Source organism: Burkholderia sp. KL41, assembly GCF_057005415.2.
On record NZ_CM174447.1, the window covers coordinates 1,161,455 to 1,179,567 of the forward strand.

Consider the following 18,113-nt stretch of genomic DNA (forward strand, 5'->3'; position numbering starts at 1 on the left):
ACAGATGCACAAGAGGAGCTGGAGACAAATGAGTGAAGGCAGGATTACGCAGGTCGAATCGTTCGGTTTCGAGCGCATTCCCGATGCATCGCGCTATGCACGGCCGATCGATCTGTTCAGGTTGCTGTTCGGCGGCTGCAATACGTTTTCCACATCGGTGCTCGGCAGCTTTCCCGTGCTGGTCGGGCTGTCGTTCAAGGCGGGTGTCTGCGCGATCGTGCTCGGCGTGCTCGCGGGCACCTGCATCCTCGCGCCGATGAGCCTGTTCGGCCCGCGCAACGGCACCAGCGACCCCGTGTCGTCCGGCGCGCATTTCGGCATCCACGGCCGGATCGTCGGCTCGTTCCTCGCGCTGCTCACGTCGATCGCGTTCTTCTCGCTCGCGGTGTGGAGCTCGGGCGACGCGCTCGTCGGCGGCGCGCACAACATGGTCGGCGTGCCGGTCAACGGCTTCACGCTCGGTGCGGCGTACATGGTGTTCGCGGTGCTCGTGCTGATCGTCTGCATCTACGGCTTCCGCTTCATGCTGTGGGTCAACAAGATTGCCGTGTGGGCCGCGAGCGTGCTGTTCGTCGCGGGCCTGTTCGCGTTCGCCGGCCTGTTCGACATGAACTACGCGGGCACGGTGCAGCAGGGCAGCGCGGGCTTCTGGGCCGCGTTCGTCGGCGCGGTGCTGGTTGCGCTGAGCAACCCGGTGTCGTTTGCGTCGACGCTCGGCGACTGGGCCCGCTACATCCCGCAGCACACGCCGAAGCATCGTGTGATGGGCGCCGTGTTCGCCGCGCAGATCGCGACCTTCGTGCCGTTCTTCTTCGGCCTCGCGACCGCGACGATCATCGCGGCGAAGGCACCTGCATTCATTGCGTCGAACGACTACGTCGGCGGCCTGCTCGCGATCTCGCCGCGCTGGTTCCTGCTGCCGATGTGCCTGATCGCGATCATCGGCGGGATGTCGACCGGCACGACCGCGCTGTACGGTACCGGCCTGGACGTGTCGAGCATGTTCCCGCGCCTCCTGAATCGCGTGCGTGCGACGCTGCTGATCGGCACGATCGCGATCGCGTTCATCTTCGTCGGCCGCTTCTGGTTCAACCTCGTCGAAAGCGTCGCGACGTTCTCGACGCTGATCGATACCTTCAGTTGCCCGTGGATGGCGATCATGGTGATCGGCTACGTGACGCGGCGCGGCCACTATCTCGCCGACGACCTGCAGGTGTTCAACCGCGGGCTGCACGGCGGCCATTACTGGTTCACGCACGGCTGGAACGTGCGCGCGATGGGCGCATGGCTGCCGGCCGCGTTCGTCGGGCTGTCGTTCGTGAACCTGCCGGGCCAGTTCGTCGGGCCGCTCGGCAACCTCGCGGGCGGGCTCGACCTGAGCGTGCCGGTGTCGCTGGTGATGGGCGGGATGTTGTATTTCGTGCTGCTGACGCTGTACCCGGAACCGGACGGCGTGTACGGCCCGCACGGGCGCCGCTTCGTGCGCGGCGGCACGCAGGCGGCGCGCGGCAACGGCGCGCCGGCGATCCAGCCGAAGGGATATTGAGCGGCGCGTGGTGCGTCGCTGCGCAGATGACGACGCCGCCGCGCGGGAGAGCCGCCGGCGGCATCGTCGTTTCCGGGCGTGTGATCGCGACAGGAGGCGGCCGTAACTTCCACCTGCCGCCGCCGCGAACGAAAACGCCTGCCGGGCTGGCAGGCGCGCGCCGGCTTCGATGCGCGTCAGTGGAACGTGCTGCCCGCGAGCATCCCGCCGTCGACGATGAATTCCGACCCCGTGCAGTACGCGGATTCGTCGGACGCGAGGAACAGCACGAGGCTGGCGACTTCCTCGGGCTTGCCGATGCGCGCGATCGGCAGGCCGCTGTAGATCGACGACGGATCGAAATCCGCGAACTCGGGCGGGCGCGCCATCACGGTATCGATGCCTCCCGGGTGCACCGAGTTCACGCGAATGCCGTAGCGGCCGAATTCGAGCGCGGCGGCCTTCGTCATTCCGCGTACCGCGAACTTGCTGGACACGTACGCGCTGCCGCCCGCGACGCCTTCCATCCCGGCCGTCGACGACACGTTGACGATCGAGCCGCCACCGGCTTCCTTCAGCGCGGCCACGGCCGATTTCATGCCGAGCCAGCAGCCGACCTGGTTCACGTCGATCACCTTGCGATAGTCGTCGAGCGAACACGCTTCGATCGGCACGAGCTTCAGGATGGCCGCGTTGTTCACGAGGATGTCGAGCCGGCCGAAATGCGCGAGCGTTGCATCGACGGCAGCCTGCCAGCCGGCCTCGCTCGTCACGTCGAGATGCTGGAATCGGGCGGCGTCGCCGAGTTCGGCCGCGACGCGCCGGCCGGCGTCGTCCAGCACGTCGGCGATCACCACGCGTGCGCCTTCGGCGACGAACCGGCGCGCTTCCGCTTCGCCCTGGCCGCGGGCAGCACCCGTGATCAGCGCCACCTTGCCTTCGAGTCGTTTCATGCTGCTTGCTCCTGTTGAGTGTAGGGGGGCGCGGGTCCGCTCATGTGGGGGCGGCTGTCGCGTCGATGATGCGAACCGGATCGGTGCCGTCCCGGGTGTGTGATTCGGCGATGCCGCGCGCGATCATGTCGCGCATGCCGGCGCCCTCGATGAATTCGACGCGCACGCCGGGGTCGTCGGGGTCGTCGAGATACGCGACGCGCGTGGCCGGGTTGCCTGCTTCGAACACGACGCGCAAGCCGCGTGCGGTGAACCGTGCGATCGCCGCATCGAGATCGTCGACGACCCACGCGACGTGATGCAGCCCGACGAGCGGTTGCCCGTGCACATCGCGGTACGGCGACGACGTGTCGTTCGTCACGTGAATCAGTTCGATCTGCAGATTGCCGCGATAGGCGAGCCCGACGTCCATCGTGACCGACACCGGCTCGCCGAGATGATGGCCGTCGAGGCGCACGTTGCGGAATACGGTCCACGGGGCGATGTCGTGGCGTTCGCGCCAGCGCGCGATGCTGCGGTCGAGATCGGCGACCACGTAGCCGATCTGGTCGATGGGGCCGAGGACTGGGTCGTTCATGGCGTCTCCGTGGCGGACGCCCGTGTGCGTGCCGCGCATTGAATGGCGGTCATGATCGCAACAAAGCGCGCACGGCGTGCCATCCAAACGGATGAGTGGGCGCGGGTCGTCGCGACGATGCCGGTGCGTCGAGCGCCAGGTAGCGGCCGCTGCCCGCCGCTCCGCGCCAACGCTGGCGGCCCATCGGCGCGGGAGGCAGGCAGGGTGCCGGTTCCGCCGATGGTCAGCATCGCGGGCGGCGGCCTACCGCGGCCGCCGTCCGGTCGTTACGCTTGGGCGATCATCCACTCTGTCCGGAAGGTCGCCATGTCCCGGCTCGATTACAAGTTGCTCGGCCCCTGTCTGCTCGCGATCGCGCTCGACGCGATGGGATTCGGGCTCGTCTATCCGATGATGTCCGCGATCTTCAGCGATCCGCACGCGGGCATCCTGCCGGCCGACGCCGGCGCGCACGCGCGCAATTTCTACCTCGGTCTCGGCTACGGGATCTATCCGTTGTGCATGTTCTTCGGCTCGTCGCTGATGGGCGAACTGTCCGATCGCTACGGCCGCCGCAAGATCCTGCTGCTGTGCGTGACCGGCCTCGCGGCCGGCTACGCGATGATGGCGGCCGGTGCGTGGCATGCGAGCGTCGCGCTGCTGTTGACCGGCCGCGGGCTCACCGGGCTGATGGCCGGCTGCCAGGGCATCGCGCAGGCGGCCATCACCGACCTGAGCACGCCGGAAAACAAGGCGTACAACATGAGCATCATGTCGCTCGCGTTCAGCGCAGGCGTGATCGTCGGCCCGGTGCTCGGCGGCGTCACGTCCGACCGCACGATTTCGCCGCTGTTCGACTACGGCACGCCGTTCGTGCTCGTCGCCGGGTTGTCGCTAATCGGCGCGTTCTGGACCTGGGCGTCGTATCGCGACTCGGCCGTGCCGCGCGGCGACACGCGTATCGATCCGCTGCTGCCGCTGCGCATCATCGGAGAGGCCGCGCGCCAGCGTAACGTCGCGTTCCTGTCGGTGGTGTTCTTCCTGATGCAGGTCGGCTACGGGCTCTACCTGCAGACCATCATGCTGCTGCTGCAGGCGAAATTCGGCTACACGAGCGCGCGGCTCGGGCTGTTCAGCGGCGTGATCGGCCTCTGCTTCGTGTTCGGCCTGCTGTTCGTCGTGCGGCTGATGCTGCGCGTATGGCACGTGGTCGACATCGCGAAGACGGGCCTCCTCGTCGCGGGCGTCGGCCAGGTCCTGTCCGCGCTGTTTCCGCACGAGCCGGTGCTGTGGGCGCTCGCGATGGTGGTCGGCTGCTTCGACATGGTCGCTTATACGACGATGTACACGGCGTTCTCCGACGCGGTCAGCGAGGACCGGCAAGGCTGGGCACTCGGCGTCGCGGGCTCGGTGATGGCCGTCGCGTGGGTCGTCACGGGGGCGCTCACGAACCTGCTGCCGGTGTTCGGCGAGATTGGCCTGCTGCTGATCGGCGGCGCGGGCTTCCTGCTCAGCTTCGCGATGATGGTCGCGTACGGCCGCACGCAGCCGGGTGCGCGAACGGCCGCGTTGTCGTAGGCGGCAGGCACGTTGGCCCGATCCTGTCGGACGTTGTCCCGCGCGCGGCTGTCGCGCCCGGCCGCGCGGCCCGACACTGGCGCCTCGCGGCCGGGGAACGTCCGGGCCGCGTGCGGCGACGCCGGCTGGTCCGGTGCGCCGTTCCTTCGATACGCCAACCGAGAGAGCGACCCATGCAACATCCGACCATCCGTACCCTGGCAGGCGCGACCGCGCCGACGTCGATCGCCGCCGCCCGCACCGCGCTGCTGGTGATCGATTTCCAGAACGAATATTTCAGCGGCCGGCTGCCGATTCCCGAGGGACCGCGCGCGCTGGGCAATGCGCAGCGCGTGATCGCGTTCGCCGATCGCGCGGGCATTCCGGTGTTTCACGTCCAGCACGTCGATTCGACCGACAGCCCGATCTTCGCGGACGGCAGCGACGGCTTCCGCTTTCATGCGAGCCTGCAGCCGGCACCGCATCACGCGGTCGTGAAGAAAACCTCGGTGAGCGTGTTCCCGACGACGGACATCGATGCACGCCTGAAGGCGGCCGGTATCGACACGCTGATCGTCACGGGCCTGATGACGCATGCCTGCGTGGCCGGCGCGGCACGCGATGCGGTGCCGCTCGGCTACGCGGTGATCGTCGTCGACGACGCCTGCGCGACGCGCGACCTCGACATCGCGGAGGGCGGCACGGTATCGCACCGCGACCTCCATCGCGCGACGCTGGCTGCGCTGTCGGACACGTTCGGCGACGTGCTGACGACCGAGCAGGTGCTGGCGCTCGGCGTCGCCTGACGGCCGCCGGGTTCGTGCTTCAGTCGGCCCAGCCCGGCGCGGCGTACACGACTTCGCCGCGGAAGCACGTCTCGATCACGCGGGTTTGCGCGAACGTCTCGACGGGATGGGCGAACGGATTGCGATCGAGGATCGCGAAGCTCGCGTCCTTGCCCGCCTCGAGCGAACCCGTGCAGTCGTCGAAGCGCAGCGCATACGCGGTGTTCACCGTATAGGCCTCGAGCATCGTGAGCAGGTCGAGGCGTTCGTGCGGATTCCACGGCGGGCTGTCGGGCTGGTCGATCAGCAGGTGCGTGACGCCCGTCTGGATGATCTGCATCGGGTCCATCGTGCTGACCGACCAGTCGGAGCCGGCCGCGAGCATCGCGCCGGCGTTGCGCAGGCTGCGGAACGGATAGTTGCGCGCGGTGCGTTCGGCGCCGAGCAGGTCGCGATAGAGCTGCTGCTGCTCTTCGCGCGCGGCCGTCCACAGCGTCTGCACGCTGGCGATTGCGCCGAGCCGGTTGAAGCGGCTCATGTCGGCCGGATCGACGAGCTGCAGGTGCGCGAGCTGCGCGCGGCGGTCGCGCATACCGTTGCGGATCCGGACATATTCGAGCGCGTCGAGCGTCATGCGCACCGCGCGGTCGGCGAGCGTGTGGAAGTGCAGGTCGAAGCCGGCGGAATCGGCGAGCAGGCAGATCTCGTTCAGCGCGTCCTGGCTCCACAGCGCGAGGCCGCAGTCGTCGGTGCCGGCGTACGGCTCGAGCAGCGCGGCGGTTTTCGATTCGGGCACGCCGTCGACGAAGATCTTCACCGTATGCAGGCGCAGGTTGTCGCATTCGTATGCGCGACGCCATGCGGCGAAGCGCTCGACCTGCTCGCGCGGATCGCGGCGCGGGTTCGCATAGAGGCCCGCGCTCATGTAGACCTTCAGCGTGCCCGCGCGCTGCGCGTCGGCATACGCCTTGAGTTCGGCCTCCTCGACGCGTGCGTCGAACCAGCCGGTGATGCCGTAGCCGTGCGCCATCGCGTGCGCTTTCGCGAGCGACTTCGGGTAGCCGGCCGGGCTCAGTTGCGGAATGAGCGGGCAGACGCGATAGAACGCCGCTTCGTGCACGACACCGTTCGGTGCGCCGGACGCATCGCGCTCGTAAACGCCGCCGGCCGGGTCGGGCGTGTCGGCGTGGATGCCGGCCGCTTCGAGGCCCTTCGTGTTGAAGCAGCCGCTGTGCACGTCGAAGCCGACCACGAGCAGCGGCCGGTCGGGCACGATCCGGTCGAGCAGTTCGCGGGTCGGATACGCGCCGAATGCGGCCAGGTTGGCGCCGCCGAGATAGACCCACGGCTCGTTCGGCGTCGCGTCGGCGCAGGCGCGGATGCGCTGCAGGATCGTATCGGGATCGTTGATGCCGGACAGGTCGAAGTCGCCGAGGATCTGGTGGCCTTCGAGCGGGTGCACGTGGCCGTCGATGAGGCCCGGCAGCATCAGCCTGCCGGCCAGATCGACGGTGCGCGTCGCGGGGCCGATGAGCGGACGGATATCGTCGTCGCGGCCGACCGCGACGATCTTGCCGTCCCGGGTGGCGAGCGCCTGCGCGAAGCGGCGCTGCGCGTCGCCGGTGTAAAGCAGGCCGTTCAGGTAGGCGGTGTCGGCGTATTGCATGTGTCTCCTCCGGATGGGGGCTGTTCGACGGGCGCACGTCTCCGGCGGGCGGGCCGAGGGGCTCGTCCGGTCGCGTGAACCCGGTCGGGTTGGAATGGGGTGGGGGGCGGCTATGTGCCGGTGCTGCGCGGCAGGCGCCGCGATGCGTCGCGGTGAAGGCCGGCCGCCGCCGGGGCGTCATGCCGATCCCGCCGCCGGGCCTGAAGCGGCAGATCGATGGGCGACGCGCGCGCGGCCGTGCGGGCCGGCGTCCATCCGGTATTCGGCATTCGGTGTCTCCGTGGCATCCGACGCGTTCCCGTCGTCGGGTGAGTCAGATACTAGGAGCGGGGCGGCTGGCTGTCTGTCATCGTTTTTAGGACAACCTGCGACAAAGGCGGCGAGGGCGGCGGGGGCGACAAAGGCGACAAAGGCGACAAAGGCGACAAAGGCGACAAAGGCGGCGGGGGCGCCCGAGATGCGGAGTCGTCGTCTAGCGCCCGCGGTCTTCCGGCGGTTCTTCCTCGGTCACGCACCACGCGAACAGCCCGGCCCGGTTCGCCACGCCGAGTTTCGCGAGCGCGCGCCCGAGATAGGTGCGCACGCTGCTCGGTTTGAGCGCGAGCGTGTCGGCGATCTGGGGGACGGCCCGGCCTTGCAGCACCGCGCGGCACACGAGCCGTTCACGCTGCGACAGCGCTGCGCCGCTGGCCGACAGGCGCTGTTCGAACCGCTGCAGCAGCGCGCCGTCGTCCGAGCGGGGCGTCAGGCGGGCGAGCCGCGCGTGCTGGATCAGCAGCGGCAGCACGAAATCGCCGAGCTGCCGCAGCAGCGCCAGTTCGGCCAGCGTATAGGACGGCTGGCCGCGCCGGCGGAACAGCGAGAACGCATAGACATAGTCGCGCTCGCTGCCGAGCAGCGTGCAGTCTTCGCCGAGTTCGCCGAGCGCGAACTGGCGGCCGTATTCGGTTGCCGTGTCGACGTCCTCGTTGCACGAGAACACGAGCTGCGAATCGGTAGCGCGCTCGATATGCGGGAGCAGCGTGTCGTTGCGCCAGTCGCCCTGTGTATACAGATCGAGTGCGTGGCGCGTGCCGTCGGGATCGTCGCCGCCGGCGAAGAACAGCACGTCGACGCTGTCGACCGAATGCGACGGCGCGTCACGCCGGTAGCGCGTTGCGACGCTGTAATGGGACTGCGGATCGACGGTTTCGCGCAGCCATGCCCAAAGCCGGGCGGGAAACTGCGGACTGCCGAGGCTGGCGACCAGGTCGCCGGCATTGCTGAGGGAAATATGGGCGGGGCTCATCGTTGACACCGTCTTCGCGAACGGCCGCCCGTGCCGGCCGTGTTTCGCGTGCGACGGCGAGCCGGCGGCGAGGCGGCCGGCGGTGCGGTCATGCGGGACGGAGGCCGGCGCGGCGGCGAGGCTCGATTGTAGGGGACTTCGCCGCCGCGAGGCATTCGCGCTTGCCCGGCGGGCGGCCGATCGTCCGTCGACGGGCGGCGCGCATCGTTGCGCACCGCGTGGCGGCCCCGCGCGTCAGAACATCGTGTTCGCGTTCGCGGACGTTTCGGGTACCGGCTGGATCACGTCCCAGTGTTCGACGATCTTGCCGTTCTTCACGCGGAAGATGTCGACGACGGCTTCGCCGCGGTCGCCCGGACGCTCGGTCGCGTGCACGTGCAGGTAGACGAGGTCGCCGTCGGTTGCGCTGCGCACGATGCGCGCGCGCGACGCCGGGTTCTTCTGGAAGGCGCCGACGAAGTACGACACGAACGGCTTCTTGCCGTCCGGTACGTGCGGGTTGTGCTGCTTGTAGTCGTCCGCGACGACGGCGGCGGCCTCGACCGCTTCGTGCTTGTTGAAGAAGCGGTCGTAGAACGTCAGCACGAGCTGGCGGTTGGCTTCCTCGGCGGCCAGGTTGCGCGTGGCCGGGCCGGCGGCCAGCGCGGCCGTCGACGCGGCCAGCAGGACGAGCGCGGCAACGGTGCGAACGGGGGAGCGGAGCGATGACATGTAGCGGGTTCCTTGTCTGACGAAGCGTGGGTTGGCGCGCGATGCGCGACGGCGGGTCGAGCCGGCCATGACGATCGACGGACGACGGGGCAGGGTTGCGGATGCAGGTGCGCTGTCGACGCGCGGGATTCGCCGCCCGGTTCGTATCGTCGAGATACGGACTCAGCGCGTCGTCGTCATGCTTCGTTGAACTGGCGAATCCGCGCGGCTGCCGGGCCGCTCGAATGGTACAGTTGCCGCGAACCCGTCACAAGAAGTCAGCGCGGTGTGAACAGGTCACGCCGCGCTGACCATGCGTTGCCCTTGAAAGAGAATCCCGTCATGCCGTTCCCGCCCGCCGACGAAACCGTCGAACTCGATCAGCCCTGCCCGATCCGTGATGTGCTCGATCGCATCGGCGACCAGTGGAGCCTGCTCGTGCTCGAAGCGCTGTCCGGCGGGACGATGCGTTTCAACGAACTCGCTCGCACGATCGGCGATGTGTCGAAGCAGATGCTGTCACGCACGCTCAAGCGGCTCGAACAGGACGGCTTCGTCAGTCGCACGCTGTTCGCCGAAGTGCCGCCGCGCGTCGAATATGCGCTGACCGACCTCGGGCGTTCGTTCCTGACGCCGATGCAGGCGATGATCCGGTGGGCGGACGAACATCATCACGCGATCTGCGCCGCGCGGCGCCGTGCACGGGAGCTGGACGGCGGCGGGCGCTGAGCAGGGCGTACACGCTGTTTTGTCGATGGACGGTGTGCTGCGGATCGAGGGCGATGCGACGAGGCATGCCGTGACTGCACGTGCGGTGCCGCACGTGATTTCGTTATCCGAATGATATCGACGGGGGGCAGGCATCGCCGATGTTTCAATGTGCTCCGTTCGTCCCGAATGCGGGAATGCACTGGCGGTGCATCGCTTGCGGGGTGCGCGCCGGGGCGACTGCAATGGCGGTCTTTCGCTGCACGGCGCGTGAGAGGTGCGGCAGGGGCTGGCCGAACCGGGACGGCGCACCGCAGACCGGCGGGCATATCGGTGGCCGAGGGTGCCTGATCCGATGGACGCCTGGGCGCATGCGTGGCGGCGAGGTGGGGCTGGGCGCGCGGGGGCGCCTGCCAGGCATCATGATGTCGAGGCTGAAAGGCGCGGGTTCGTCGCGCCGCCTGGTTCCGGGGCTGCCATCGGCCGAGTTCGGGGTGCCGCGCGCCTGCCTATCGCCACGTGCCGTCGACGTAGATCCACACCTGTCCCTGGCGGCGCCAGTAGCCGGGCACCCATCGACGCCCGGGGCGCCGTGCGACCCAGCGGCCCGGCACCCATATATAGCGGCCTCGCTGCCAGCGCCAGTAACCGTCCGTCCATATATAGCCGTGCGGCCGCGGCGGCGGCGGGCGGCGATCGTGTCTCGCGGCCGGCGGCGCGAAGCCCGGGCGGTCCGCATAGGGCGGCCTGCCGGGCACGCGGTTCGGGCCGGGCGGCCGATATCCGGGCGGTGGGGGCGGCACGGGCTGGGCCGAAGCGGCACGGAGCCAGCCGCCGGTGCCGACGAAGGCGGCGGTCAATCCGATGGCGCGCAACAAGGAGCGTCGATTCATGGCGTGTCCTGTTCAGTATTCGAGGCTGCCTTACATTAGCCGGCCAGTCCGCCGGGCGGGTTACGCGTGCGGTCAAGGCTGTTACCGTGTGTCACGGCGGGCGGGCGAGCCGCCAGCGGGCGGAGGCCGGTCTCCCTGTTTTTCTGCGGCTGACGGTGGATGTTGCCCGCGCTGCACGAACGTCGCGTCCTGTTTACCGGCTGACGGATGTGTTTTAGGCGCTCGGAGCCCGAAATTCGAGATCGAATCGGGTAAAATTTGCCGATTCTGGGGTGTCGCGCCGAATCCGTTTGTTGTTTCTATGCAACCGTCAAGACGATGACATGAAAGAATGGTGCGATGGAAGCCTCCAAAAAGCCCCCGTCAAGAAGTCAAAAACAAACGTCAAAACAAATACTTATAACTCGTCCCTACTTTCATTATTTCTAGTTCTGGAAAAGCTTATTTCTTTATTTGCGGATCGCTCCCCTAGGGTACACCCCTAAACTCACGGTTCCCAAACGGGCAACTATCCGGGCGTGGCCAGCAGGATCGATGGCGCTCCCGGGCGGTTGCAGACCGTTTATGAACAAGGTCGCGAGACCTGCCTCTTTTTAGAAGGGAGCTCCACGAATGAACAAGACTCTGATCGTTGCAGCAGCTGCAGCATCGTTCGCAACCGTCGCTCACGCGCAAAGCAGCGTCACGCTGTACGGCGTGCTGGACGCAGGCATCACCTACCAAAGCAACGTCGGCGGCAAGTCGCTGTGGTCGATGGGCTCGGGCGTTGACCAAAGCCGTTTCGGTCTGCGTGGTTCGGAAGACCTCGGTGGCGGCCTGAAGGCAATCTTCACGTTGGAAAGCGGCTTCAACATCGGTAACGGCAAGCTGGGCAACAACGGCGGCATGTTCAACCGCCAGGCTTTCGTTGGCCTGTCGAGCCAGTACGGCACGGTTACGCTGGGTAAGCAATACGACGCAACGCAAGATTACCTGGCGCCGCTGACGGCAACGGGCTCGTGGGGCGGCACGTACTTCGCGCACCCGATCAACAACGATCGTCTGAGCACGAACGGTGACGTCGCGCTGAACAACTCGATCAAGTACACGAGCGCTAACTACGCTGGCCTGCAATTCGGCGGCACGTACTCGTTCTCGAACAACACGAACTTCGGCAACAACCGTGCATACAGCGCGGGTGCTGCATACCAGTTCCAAGGCCTGAAGCTGGCAGCAGCTTACTCGCAAGCGAACCTGGGTGACGGTACGAACACGAGCGGCGCATCGTCGATCAACGCACAAGGCCGTGTCCGTACGTACGGCGCTGCTGCTGGCTACGCATTCGGCCCGGCACAAGTCGGTGCTGCATGGACGCAATCGCGTATCGACAACCAGGCTAACGGTGTTGGCACGCTGCGCGCTGACAACTACGAAGTCAACGCAAAGTACAACCTGACGCCGGCTCTCGGCCTGGGTGCTGCTTACACGTACACGAACGCGAAGGTCAACAACGGCAGCTCGCACTGGAACCAGTTCGGCGTTCAAGCTGACTACGCTCTGTCGAAGCGCACCGACGTCTACGCACAAGCTGTGTACCAGCGTGGCGCGAAGGGCAACAACATCGTCGGCACGGGCATCTACAACGGCGACAACTCGACGGCTTCGAGCTCGTCGATCAACCAAACCGCAGCAACGGTTGGTCTGCGTCACCGCTTCTAAGCGTGACGGCGGGGTAACCCGCTTCGCAGCATCGAAAAAGGCGCCTTCGGGCGCCTTTTTTTCGTCTGTGGAACGAGACATCGGCGATTCGCATCCTCCGGATGCAAAAAAGCGAGGCCCATGCCTCGCTTTTCTCGTTGTGCGCCGTTGCGGGGCAATACCCGCCGCAGACGGCTCAGCGCGTGTATTCGCCGTTGGCTTCCGGCTGGAACACGATCGCGGCGACCTTCATCAGCTTTTCGGCGCCGCTCGGCTGCATCACCTTGACCATCTGGCCGCGTTGGGTGCCCAGCAGTGCCATACCGACGGGCGAGAAGACGTTCAGGCGGCCCAGTTCGAGATTGGCGGCATCCGGATAAACAATCGTCCAGGTGGCCTGTTCCTGGGACGCTTCGTCAAGCAGCGTGATTTGCGAATTCATCGTGACGACGTTCGCCTTGATGGCATCGGGCTGGACGATGTCGGCGCGCTCGAGCAGCGTATCGAGCATCGTCTGGAAGCGCGGGTTGTGTTCGGCGTGCTTCTCGAGGCGAGCAACGTCGAGTTCGGTCAACTGGTAAAGGCGTTGTTTCATGGCTGTTCTCCAAATGATCGGCAGGGGCAGGCGTGGCGTGCCTATGAGGATCGCCCGGAGCCTGTCTGACCTGGCTCCGGGAGGAGGCCGAGCCGTCAGATCAGGCGCCGGGCAGGGGCGAGCGGCGCTTGGGCCGTGCGTCGAGCGAGGGGATGCGCCGGATGGCCGGCGCGCGCGCGCACGCCGGCCGGGCCGGACGGCGAAACCGAAAGAGGCGTGAACGCGTACATGGTGGATGGAATATCGACTGGCGAATAAAACCTTACGATTCTACAACACAACCTTCGGAATATGTGATCTGGCCGTCGGCAGTTCGTCAGCGATTGTTGTGCTGCTGAAGCAAGTTGTCGCGATATCGCCCGAAAAATGTCGGCTATTTTTGTCGAAATCGCAACGCTGTATGTTCAAACTAAGGGTTTCCCCTTGGAGATACGAGAACTACACTGCATTCAATCGCTTCAGACAGTCCTGCCGAGGCGACGTCATAAGAGAACATATTCCGGAGGTAAATCATGAAGTCGATCATCTACGCAGCCATCGCCGCATCCGTCCTTGCCGCCCCGATCGCATCGTTCGCACAGTCCGAGCAGGGTTTGACCCGCGACCAGGTCAAGGCCGAACTCGTGCAACTCGAACAGAACGGCTACAAGCCGCTGGCGAGCGATTCGCAGTATCCGGACAACATCCAGGCCGCCGAACAACGCATTCAACCGAACCAGCCGATGCTCGCGCAAGCCGATACGAGCGGCTACGGTGCCGTGGCAACGGGTGCCGGGCAAGCCGGCCGCCGCATGACGCGTGAAGCACCGAACCCCGTGAACTCGGTCTACTTCGGGAACTGAATACCGCCGGGTCTGCCCGAGCGCACCGCTTAATCGACGAGACGCGCGCCAGTTGCGCGCGTCATTCGCCCGCAGGAGCAGAACCTCCGTCGCCGCATTCCGGCGGCTTTCCGCCCAGACGCTCACGCGTTTGGGCCTTTTTTGCTGGGGCGGGTCAGGCGGACGTAACCGCAGGCGTGCCGTGGATATAGTGTTCGAGCTGGCTGATCGTGAACTGCTGATCGGCAATCACGCTCTTGACGAGGTCGCCGATCGAGATGAGGCCGACCAGCTTGCCGCCGTCGAGGACGGGCAGGTGGCGCATCCGGTGTTCGGTCATCAGCGCCATGCACTCGTCGGTGGATTGCGACGGTTCGACGTAGCGCACCTTCGCCGTCATGATTTCCTCGACGCGGGTGGCTTTCGACGAGCGATCCTGCAGGACGACCTTGCGCGCGTAATCGCGCTCGGTGACGATGCCTGCTATGTCGTCGCCGTCCACGACCAGCAGCGCGCCGATGCCCTTTTCCGCCATCAGCTTGATGGCGTCGTAGACGAGATCGGTCTTCGTGACGGTATAGATGGTGCGGCCCGAATCCGGCTTGGCCTTGAGAATCTGCGCGACAGTCGTGCTCATTCGCTTTCTCCGTGTGCAGGTCGATGCTGGGCAGGCAGGGCGTGATGCGTGTCACCCGATGAGCCCAGTATAGCCGCGCAGGTGGCGGCAGTCGCGTGACGATTCCAGATTAGCGGTAAACTCCCGTCACGCACTATCCACACAACTCCTACATTCCTGAACGTTTCGATTGAATTCATGATGTCTTCGCGTCCACAATCGCCCACGCCGGGCAATGGCCAGGCCGACGAGTGCGTGACGCTCGTCGCCACCGCGTCGCTGCCCACACGCTACGGTACGTTCAAGTCGTACGCTTTCCGCGTATCGGGCAGCGATGCCGAACATCTCGCGCTCGTGATGGGCGACGTCGCCGGCGAGCAGTCCGTGCTGACGCGGCTGCATTCCGAATGCCTGACCGGCGACGTGTTCGGCTCGTACCGCTGCGACTGCGGCGAGCAACTCGATCTCGCATTGCGCTACATCGCGGCCGAAGACCGCGGCGTGCTGCTGTATCTGCGCGGGCATGAAGGGCGCGGGATCGGCCTGAGCAACAAGATTCGCGCTTACGCGCTGCAGGAGCAGGGGCGCGACACCGTCGAGGCGAACCTCGACCTTGGCCTGCCCGACGACGCCCGCGAATACGACTCGGCCGCCGCGATCCTCCGGATCCTCGGCGTGACGTCGGTGCGGCTGATGAGCAACAACCCGGCGAAGTTCGACACGCTCGCGAAGCACGGCATTCCCGTCTGCGAACGCGTGGCGCTTGCGGTGCCCGTGCGCGAGGAAAACGAGCGTTATATCCGCACGAAGCAGACGAAGTTCGGGCATTACTTCGAAGAGAACGAGTAATCCCCGCGGGCGCTGCCGGCGCCCGTTTCTCGTCATCTGTTCCCGTGATCGTCGCCGGCGGACGCGACGATCACGATTCCCCCCTTCGTCCGCCCTGCCTTCGGGTTGGTGACGACACTCGTGTCACGCCGCCTGAACGATCCTGTTCCCCATGTCCACACCGTCGAAAATCGAAACCGCGCGTCTGACGCTGCGTCGCTGGCAGCCGGTGGATGCGGGCGCGCTGTCGGTGCTGCATGCGGATCCGGACGTGACCGCGTGGCTCGCGCGCGGCCCGATGTCCGTTGGCGAGGCGAGCGACGTCATCGCGCGCTTCGACGCGCATTTCGATGCGTACGGTTTCGGTCCGTGGGTGGTCGAGCGCCGCGCCGACGGGATGTTGGTCGGGGTGTGCGGCCTGTCGCGCGAGGTGCGCGCAACGCACCCGATGGCGCCGTGCGTCGAGATCATGTGGCGGCAGGCTCGCCACGCATGGGGGCATGGCTACGTCGCCGAAGCGGCTGCTGCCGCGTTGGCCGACGGGTTCGAGCGGATCGGGCTCGGCGAGATTCTCGCGTGGACCGCCGACACCAATCTACGATCGCAGCACGTGATGCAGCGGCTCGACATGCAGCGTCAGCCCGCGCGCGATTTCGACCATCCCGCGTTGCCGGAAGGGCACGCGCTGCGTCGGCACGTCGTGTATGCCGCGCGCGCCGCCGGCCTGGCCGGGCGTAACGACTCACGCGGATTCACCCGTCAACGCCACGTACCGTTTTGCAGCACGATCCGGTAGCCGTCGGCATCCTCGAAGGTCTGGCCGGATATTTCCCAGTACGGGTTGAACGACGTCACGGGCATGAAGCCGTGCGCCGTGGCGCGCGCGCAGGCGGCTTCCCATTCCGGCCGATCGGGCAGGTAGAACACGATCAGGTCTTCCGGCGTCGGCGACGGCGCGATCGGATGGTCGGGGCAGTGCGTGAATTCGAAGTGATAGTCGAGGCCGTCGCGTCCGAGCATCACGCCGGAAAAGCCGTCGTGATCCTCAAAGCGTGCGAGAACGGACAGGTCGAGAGCGTCGCGATACATGCGCTCGGTTCGGGCGAGGTTGCTGACCGGGCGGGCAATGCGCAGGTGGGCGTGCAAGATGGCCTCGGGGGAGCGTGGCAGACCCGCCGATGATAATCGATCCGGATTGTGGCGCGCCGGAATGCCCGGGCAGGCAATCAATGAAGGAGGGCGGTGGTATGGCCCCGCAATTCGAGCAGGCAAGAAAAAGCCCGCTACATTGAGCGGGCTGAATCCATGTTTGGAGACATGGAGGAGACAGACGTGAATTTAAGGGAAAACCCGAGGCATGGCAAGCCCTAGTTGTATCGATACAACTTCCTGTTGCGCCGCGTTCACATACCGCCGGCCCGCGCGTGCGCCGCAAACGCGCTGAATCGTTCCTGTGCGACCGGCAACGCGAATTTGTCGCGCATCTCCGTCTCGATCCATGCACAGGCCTCGCGTGCGCAGTCGGTCAGCGCGTGGCGTGTCGCATGCCCGTCGATGTCGTAGACGAAGCGCACGCCGACCTCGTCGTCGGCGACCTGTCGCTCGAGCTGGTTGAGCTGCAGTTGCGGCCCGTGCTGTTGCGACAGCGCGCGCAATTCGTCGAAGTGATATTCGAGCCAGTCGGCAAAGAACAGCGCGTCGCTGTGGCATGGCAGCCGGAAGGCCGCGCTGCGCGACGGACGCGGCCCGGCTTCACCGGCCGGTGCGTGCGGCTCGCCGTCGGTGGCGATGGACGTGTCGACAGGGGCGAGCGGATGCTGAAGCCGGCGGTAGGGCTCGCGATCGCGCAGCGCATGCCACAGCAATTCGTCACCGGCGGCGCCGGACGGCTGCATCGTCAGGTCATGCCGGCCTTCGCCGGCCGGGGCGATGTCGCGGATCACGAGGCGCAGCGAGCAGAGCGGCTCGTCCGCGACCAGCAACGTCGCCGCACGCGGCAGCCCGCAGACCAGCGGCGCCGCGCCGGCGGCACGGAACACGAGGCCGCGACGGTCGAGCCGCACGAGCGGCAGCGGCCGTGGAAACGACGGGTAGGCGACCGTAATGCGGGCGCCGCCGGCGCTCGTCAACCCGGGCATCATCGCGCGAAAGACCTGAGACTGGTCCACGTTGATTCTCCTTCGTTACGATGCCGCCCGGACAGGAACGCGCGTTCCGGGTCAGGCGGCGATGGCTTGCCGGGCGGCCTGCCCCGGCTCGATTCCTAGTGCGGCAAACGTTTGCGGATCGATGTCGATCCAGCACGCGACCACCAGACGCCCATCCACCTGCTTCGGCGGGCCTGCGCGGTGCGCGTGTATGCCGATCCGGCGGAACAGCCGCTCCATGCTCGCGAACGTCACGCCGATCAGCTGTCGCGCGCCGAGCTGCGCCGCGCACTCGACGACGGCCGCGAGCATCGGGCGCACGGCCCATTCGGCGTTGCCCGGCCCGCCTTCGTCGTCGGTCGCCGCGAACCGGGACAGCTCCCAGACAGCGGCCGATTGCGGCAGCGGCATGTCTTCGGCGATCAGGTCGGCGAACAGCGACTTCAGCAGATACGGGCGCGTGGTCGGCAGCAGGCGTGCACATCCGCACATGTCGCCGCTGGCGTTTCGCGCAAACACGTAGACGGTATCGTCGCGATCGAACTGGTCGCGCTCGAAGCTTTCGTTCGCCGACGGGAGCGCCCATCCGAGCTGTTCGACGAACACACGGCGCCGATAGCGCCCGAGATCCGCTGCAAGTTCGTGTGGCAACCGCCCTTCCTCGTGAACGAAGGTCCGCATGGTGTCCTCGGATCTGTGCTTTTGTATGTGCGCATTACATCGCGCCGCACGAGGGGGCTGTAACTGGTAACTCTTACAGGGTGACGGTGGAATGACGCCGATCAGGACGTGGTAACGGTTTCTTGAT

Annotated in this window: 19 protein-coding genes; 8 read left to right on the forward strand and 11 right to left on the reverse strand. The window is 66.5% G+C overall.

All coding sequences use genetic code 11. The features are described from left to right. Positions 1-28 precede the first annotated feature (28 nt). Positions 29-1,546, forward strand: a complete 1,518-nt coding sequence (locus tag PQB87_RS22795) for a purine-cytosine permease family protein (RefSeq protein WP_226127152.1) — start codon at positions 29-31, stop codon at positions 1,544-1,546. A gap of 176 nt (positions 1,547-1,722) precedes the next feature. Here PQB87_RS22795 and PQB87_RS22800 read toward each other — a convergent pair whose 3' ends face one another. Together PQB87_RS22800 and PQB87_RS22805 are read right to left on the reverse strand one after the other, a co-directional pair. Continuing rightward, complete coding sequence (locus PQB87_RS22800; protein WP_027789415.1) at positions 1,723-2,478, reverse strand: glucose 1-dehydrogenase; 756 nt, start codon at positions 2,476-2,478, stop codon at positions 1,723-1,725. A 40-nt stretch (positions 2,479-2,518) separates the two neighbouring features. Further along, positions 2,519-3,055, reverse strand: coding sequence for a VOC family protein (locus PQB87_RS22805; protein ID WP_489243909.1), 537 nt, complete (start codon positions 3,053-3,055; stop codon positions 2,519-2,521). A 306-nt stretch (positions 3,056-3,361) separates the two neighbouring features. Between PQB87_RS22805 and PQB87_RS22810 the strand changes: the two genes are divergently transcribed. Then, positions 3,362-4,612, forward strand: a complete 1,251-nt coding sequence (locus PQB87_RS22810; protein WP_489243911.1) for an MFS transporter — start codon at positions 3,362-3,364, stop codon at positions 4,610-4,612. A 173-nt stretch (positions 4,613-4,785) separates the two neighbouring features. After that, positions 4,786-5,397 carry a cysteine hydrolase family protein gene (locus PQB87_RS22815; RefSeq protein WP_489243912.1) on the forward strand — a complete coding sequence of 204 codons (612 nt, stop codon included), beginning with the start codon at positions 4,786-4,788 and terminating at the stop codon, positions 5,395-5,397. A gap of 19 nt (positions 5,398-5,416) precedes the next feature. On the opposite strand, the gene PQB87_RS22820 is transcribed toward PQB87_RS22815, so the two are convergent. The 3 genes from PQB87_RS22820 to PQB87_RS22830 all read right to left on the reverse strand — a co-directional run bounded on the left by PQB87_RS22820 (position 5,417) and on the right by PQB87_RS22830 (position 9,041). Beyond that, complete coding sequence (locus PQB87_RS22820; RefSeq protein WP_489243913.1) at positions 5,417-7,042, reverse strand: amidohydrolase; 1,626 nt, start codon at positions 7,040-7,042, stop codon at positions 5,417-5,419. A gap of 472 nt (positions 7,043-7,514) precedes the next feature. Next, entirely contained in the window at positions 7,515-8,330 is an 816-nt protein-coding gene (locus PQB87_RS22825; RefSeq protein WP_489243914.1) for a helix-turn-helix transcriptional regulator, read from the reverse strand. A gap of 234 nt (positions 8,331-8,564) precedes the next feature. After that, on the reverse strand, positions 8,565-9,041 hold the full coding sequence (locus tag PQB87_RS22830) for a nuclear transport factor 2 family protein (protein ID WP_111942909.1): 477 nt from the start codon (positions 9,039-9,041) through the stop codon (positions 8,565-8,567). Positions 9,042-9,362: 321 nt separating this feature from the next. Here PQB87_RS22830 and PQB87_RS22835 point away from each other — a divergent pair, with 321 nt between their 5' ends. Beyond that, a complete protein-coding gene (locus PQB87_RS22835; RefSeq protein WP_059652799.1) occupies positions 9,363-9,749 on the forward strand; it encodes a winged helix-turn-helix transcriptional regulator in 387 nt (128 codons plus the stop codon). 488 nt (positions 9,750-10,237) lie between these two features. Here PQB87_RS22835 and PQB87_RS22840 read toward each other — a convergent pair whose 3' ends face one another. Next, entirely contained in the window at positions 10,238-10,621 is a 384-nt protein-coding gene (locus tag PQB87_RS22840) for a YXWGXW repeat-containing protein (protein WP_059652797.1), read from the reverse strand. Between the two features lie 612 nt (positions 10,622-11,233). Here PQB87_RS22840 and PQB87_RS22845 point away from each other — a divergent pair. Further along, positions 11,234-12,319: a porin gene (locus tag PQB87_RS22845; RefSeq protein ID WP_059686014.1), complete on the forward strand. Its 1,086-nt coding sequence runs from the start codon at positions 11,234-11,236 to the stop codon at positions 12,317-12,319. Positions 12,320-12,494: 175 nt separating this feature from the next. Here the strand turns inward: PQB87_RS22845 and PQB87_RS22850 are convergent, their stop codons facing one another. Beyond that, positions 12,495-12,893 carry a GreA/GreB family elongation factor gene (locus PQB87_RS22850; RefSeq protein WP_021162294.1) on the reverse strand — a complete coding sequence of 133 codons (399 nt, stop codon included), beginning with the start codon at positions 12,891-12,893 and terminating at the stop codon, positions 12,495-12,497. A 512-nt stretch (positions 12,894-13,405) separates the two neighbouring features. Here PQB87_RS22850 and PQB87_RS22855 point away from each other — a divergent pair. Beyond that, a complete protein-coding gene (locus tag PQB87_RS22855) occupies positions 13,406-13,735 on the forward strand; it encodes a DUF4148 domain-containing protein (protein WP_027789405.1) in 330 nt (109 codons plus the stop codon). A gap of 154 nt (positions 13,736-13,889) precedes the next feature. Here PQB87_RS22855 and PQB87_RS22860 read toward each other — a convergent pair whose 3' ends face one another. Further along, a complete protein-coding gene (locus PQB87_RS22860) occupies positions 13,890-14,351 on the reverse strand; it encodes a CBS domain-containing protein (protein ID WP_021162297.1) in 462 nt (153 codons plus the stop codon). A 177-nt stretch (positions 14,352-14,528) separates the two neighbouring features. On the opposite strand from PQB87_RS22860, the gene ribA reads away from it, so the two are divergent. Continuing rightward, positions 14,529-15,179: a GTP cyclohydrolase II gene (ribA, locus tag PQB87_RS22865; RefSeq protein WP_059484771.1), complete on the forward strand. Its 651-nt coding sequence runs from the start codon at positions 14,529-14,531 to the stop codon at positions 15,177-15,179. A gap of 151 nt (positions 15,180-15,330) precedes the next feature. Beyond that, positions 15,331-15,954, forward strand: coding sequence for a GNAT family N-acetyltransferase (locus PQB87_RS22870; RefSeq protein ID WP_489243918.1), 624 nt, complete (start codon positions 15,331-15,333; stop codon positions 15,952-15,954). Here the strand turns inward: PQB87_RS22870 and PQB87_RS22875 are convergent. The 3 genes from PQB87_RS22875 to PQB87_RS22885 all read right to left on the reverse strand — a co-directional run bounded on the left by PQB87_RS22875 (position 15,918) and on the right by PQB87_RS22885 (position 17,986). Beyond that, positions 15,918-16,304: a VOC family protein gene (locus tag PQB87_RS22875; RefSeq protein ID WP_021162343.1), complete on the reverse strand. Its 387-nt coding sequence runs from the start codon at positions 16,302-16,304 to the stop codon at positions 15,918-15,920. The two genes, PQB87_RS22870 and PQB87_RS22875, sit on opposite strands and share 37 nt — an antisense overlap. A gap of 257 nt (positions 16,305-16,561) precedes the next feature. Next, the gene (locus tag PQB87_RS22880) at positions 16,562-17,326 is read right to left on the reverse strand and encodes a hypothetical protein (RefSeq protein ID WP_063806853.1); all 765 of its coding nucleotides are present in this window, start codon (positions 17,324-17,326) and stop codon (positions 16,562-16,564) included. A gap of 51 nt (positions 17,327-17,377) precedes the next feature. Continuing rightward, complete coding sequence (locus PQB87_RS22885) at positions 17,378-17,986, reverse strand: acyl-homoserine-lactone synthase (RefSeq protein WP_042976961.1); 609 nt, start codon at positions 17,984-17,986, stop codon at positions 17,378-17,380. Positions 17,987-18,113: the final 127 nt, after the last annotated feature.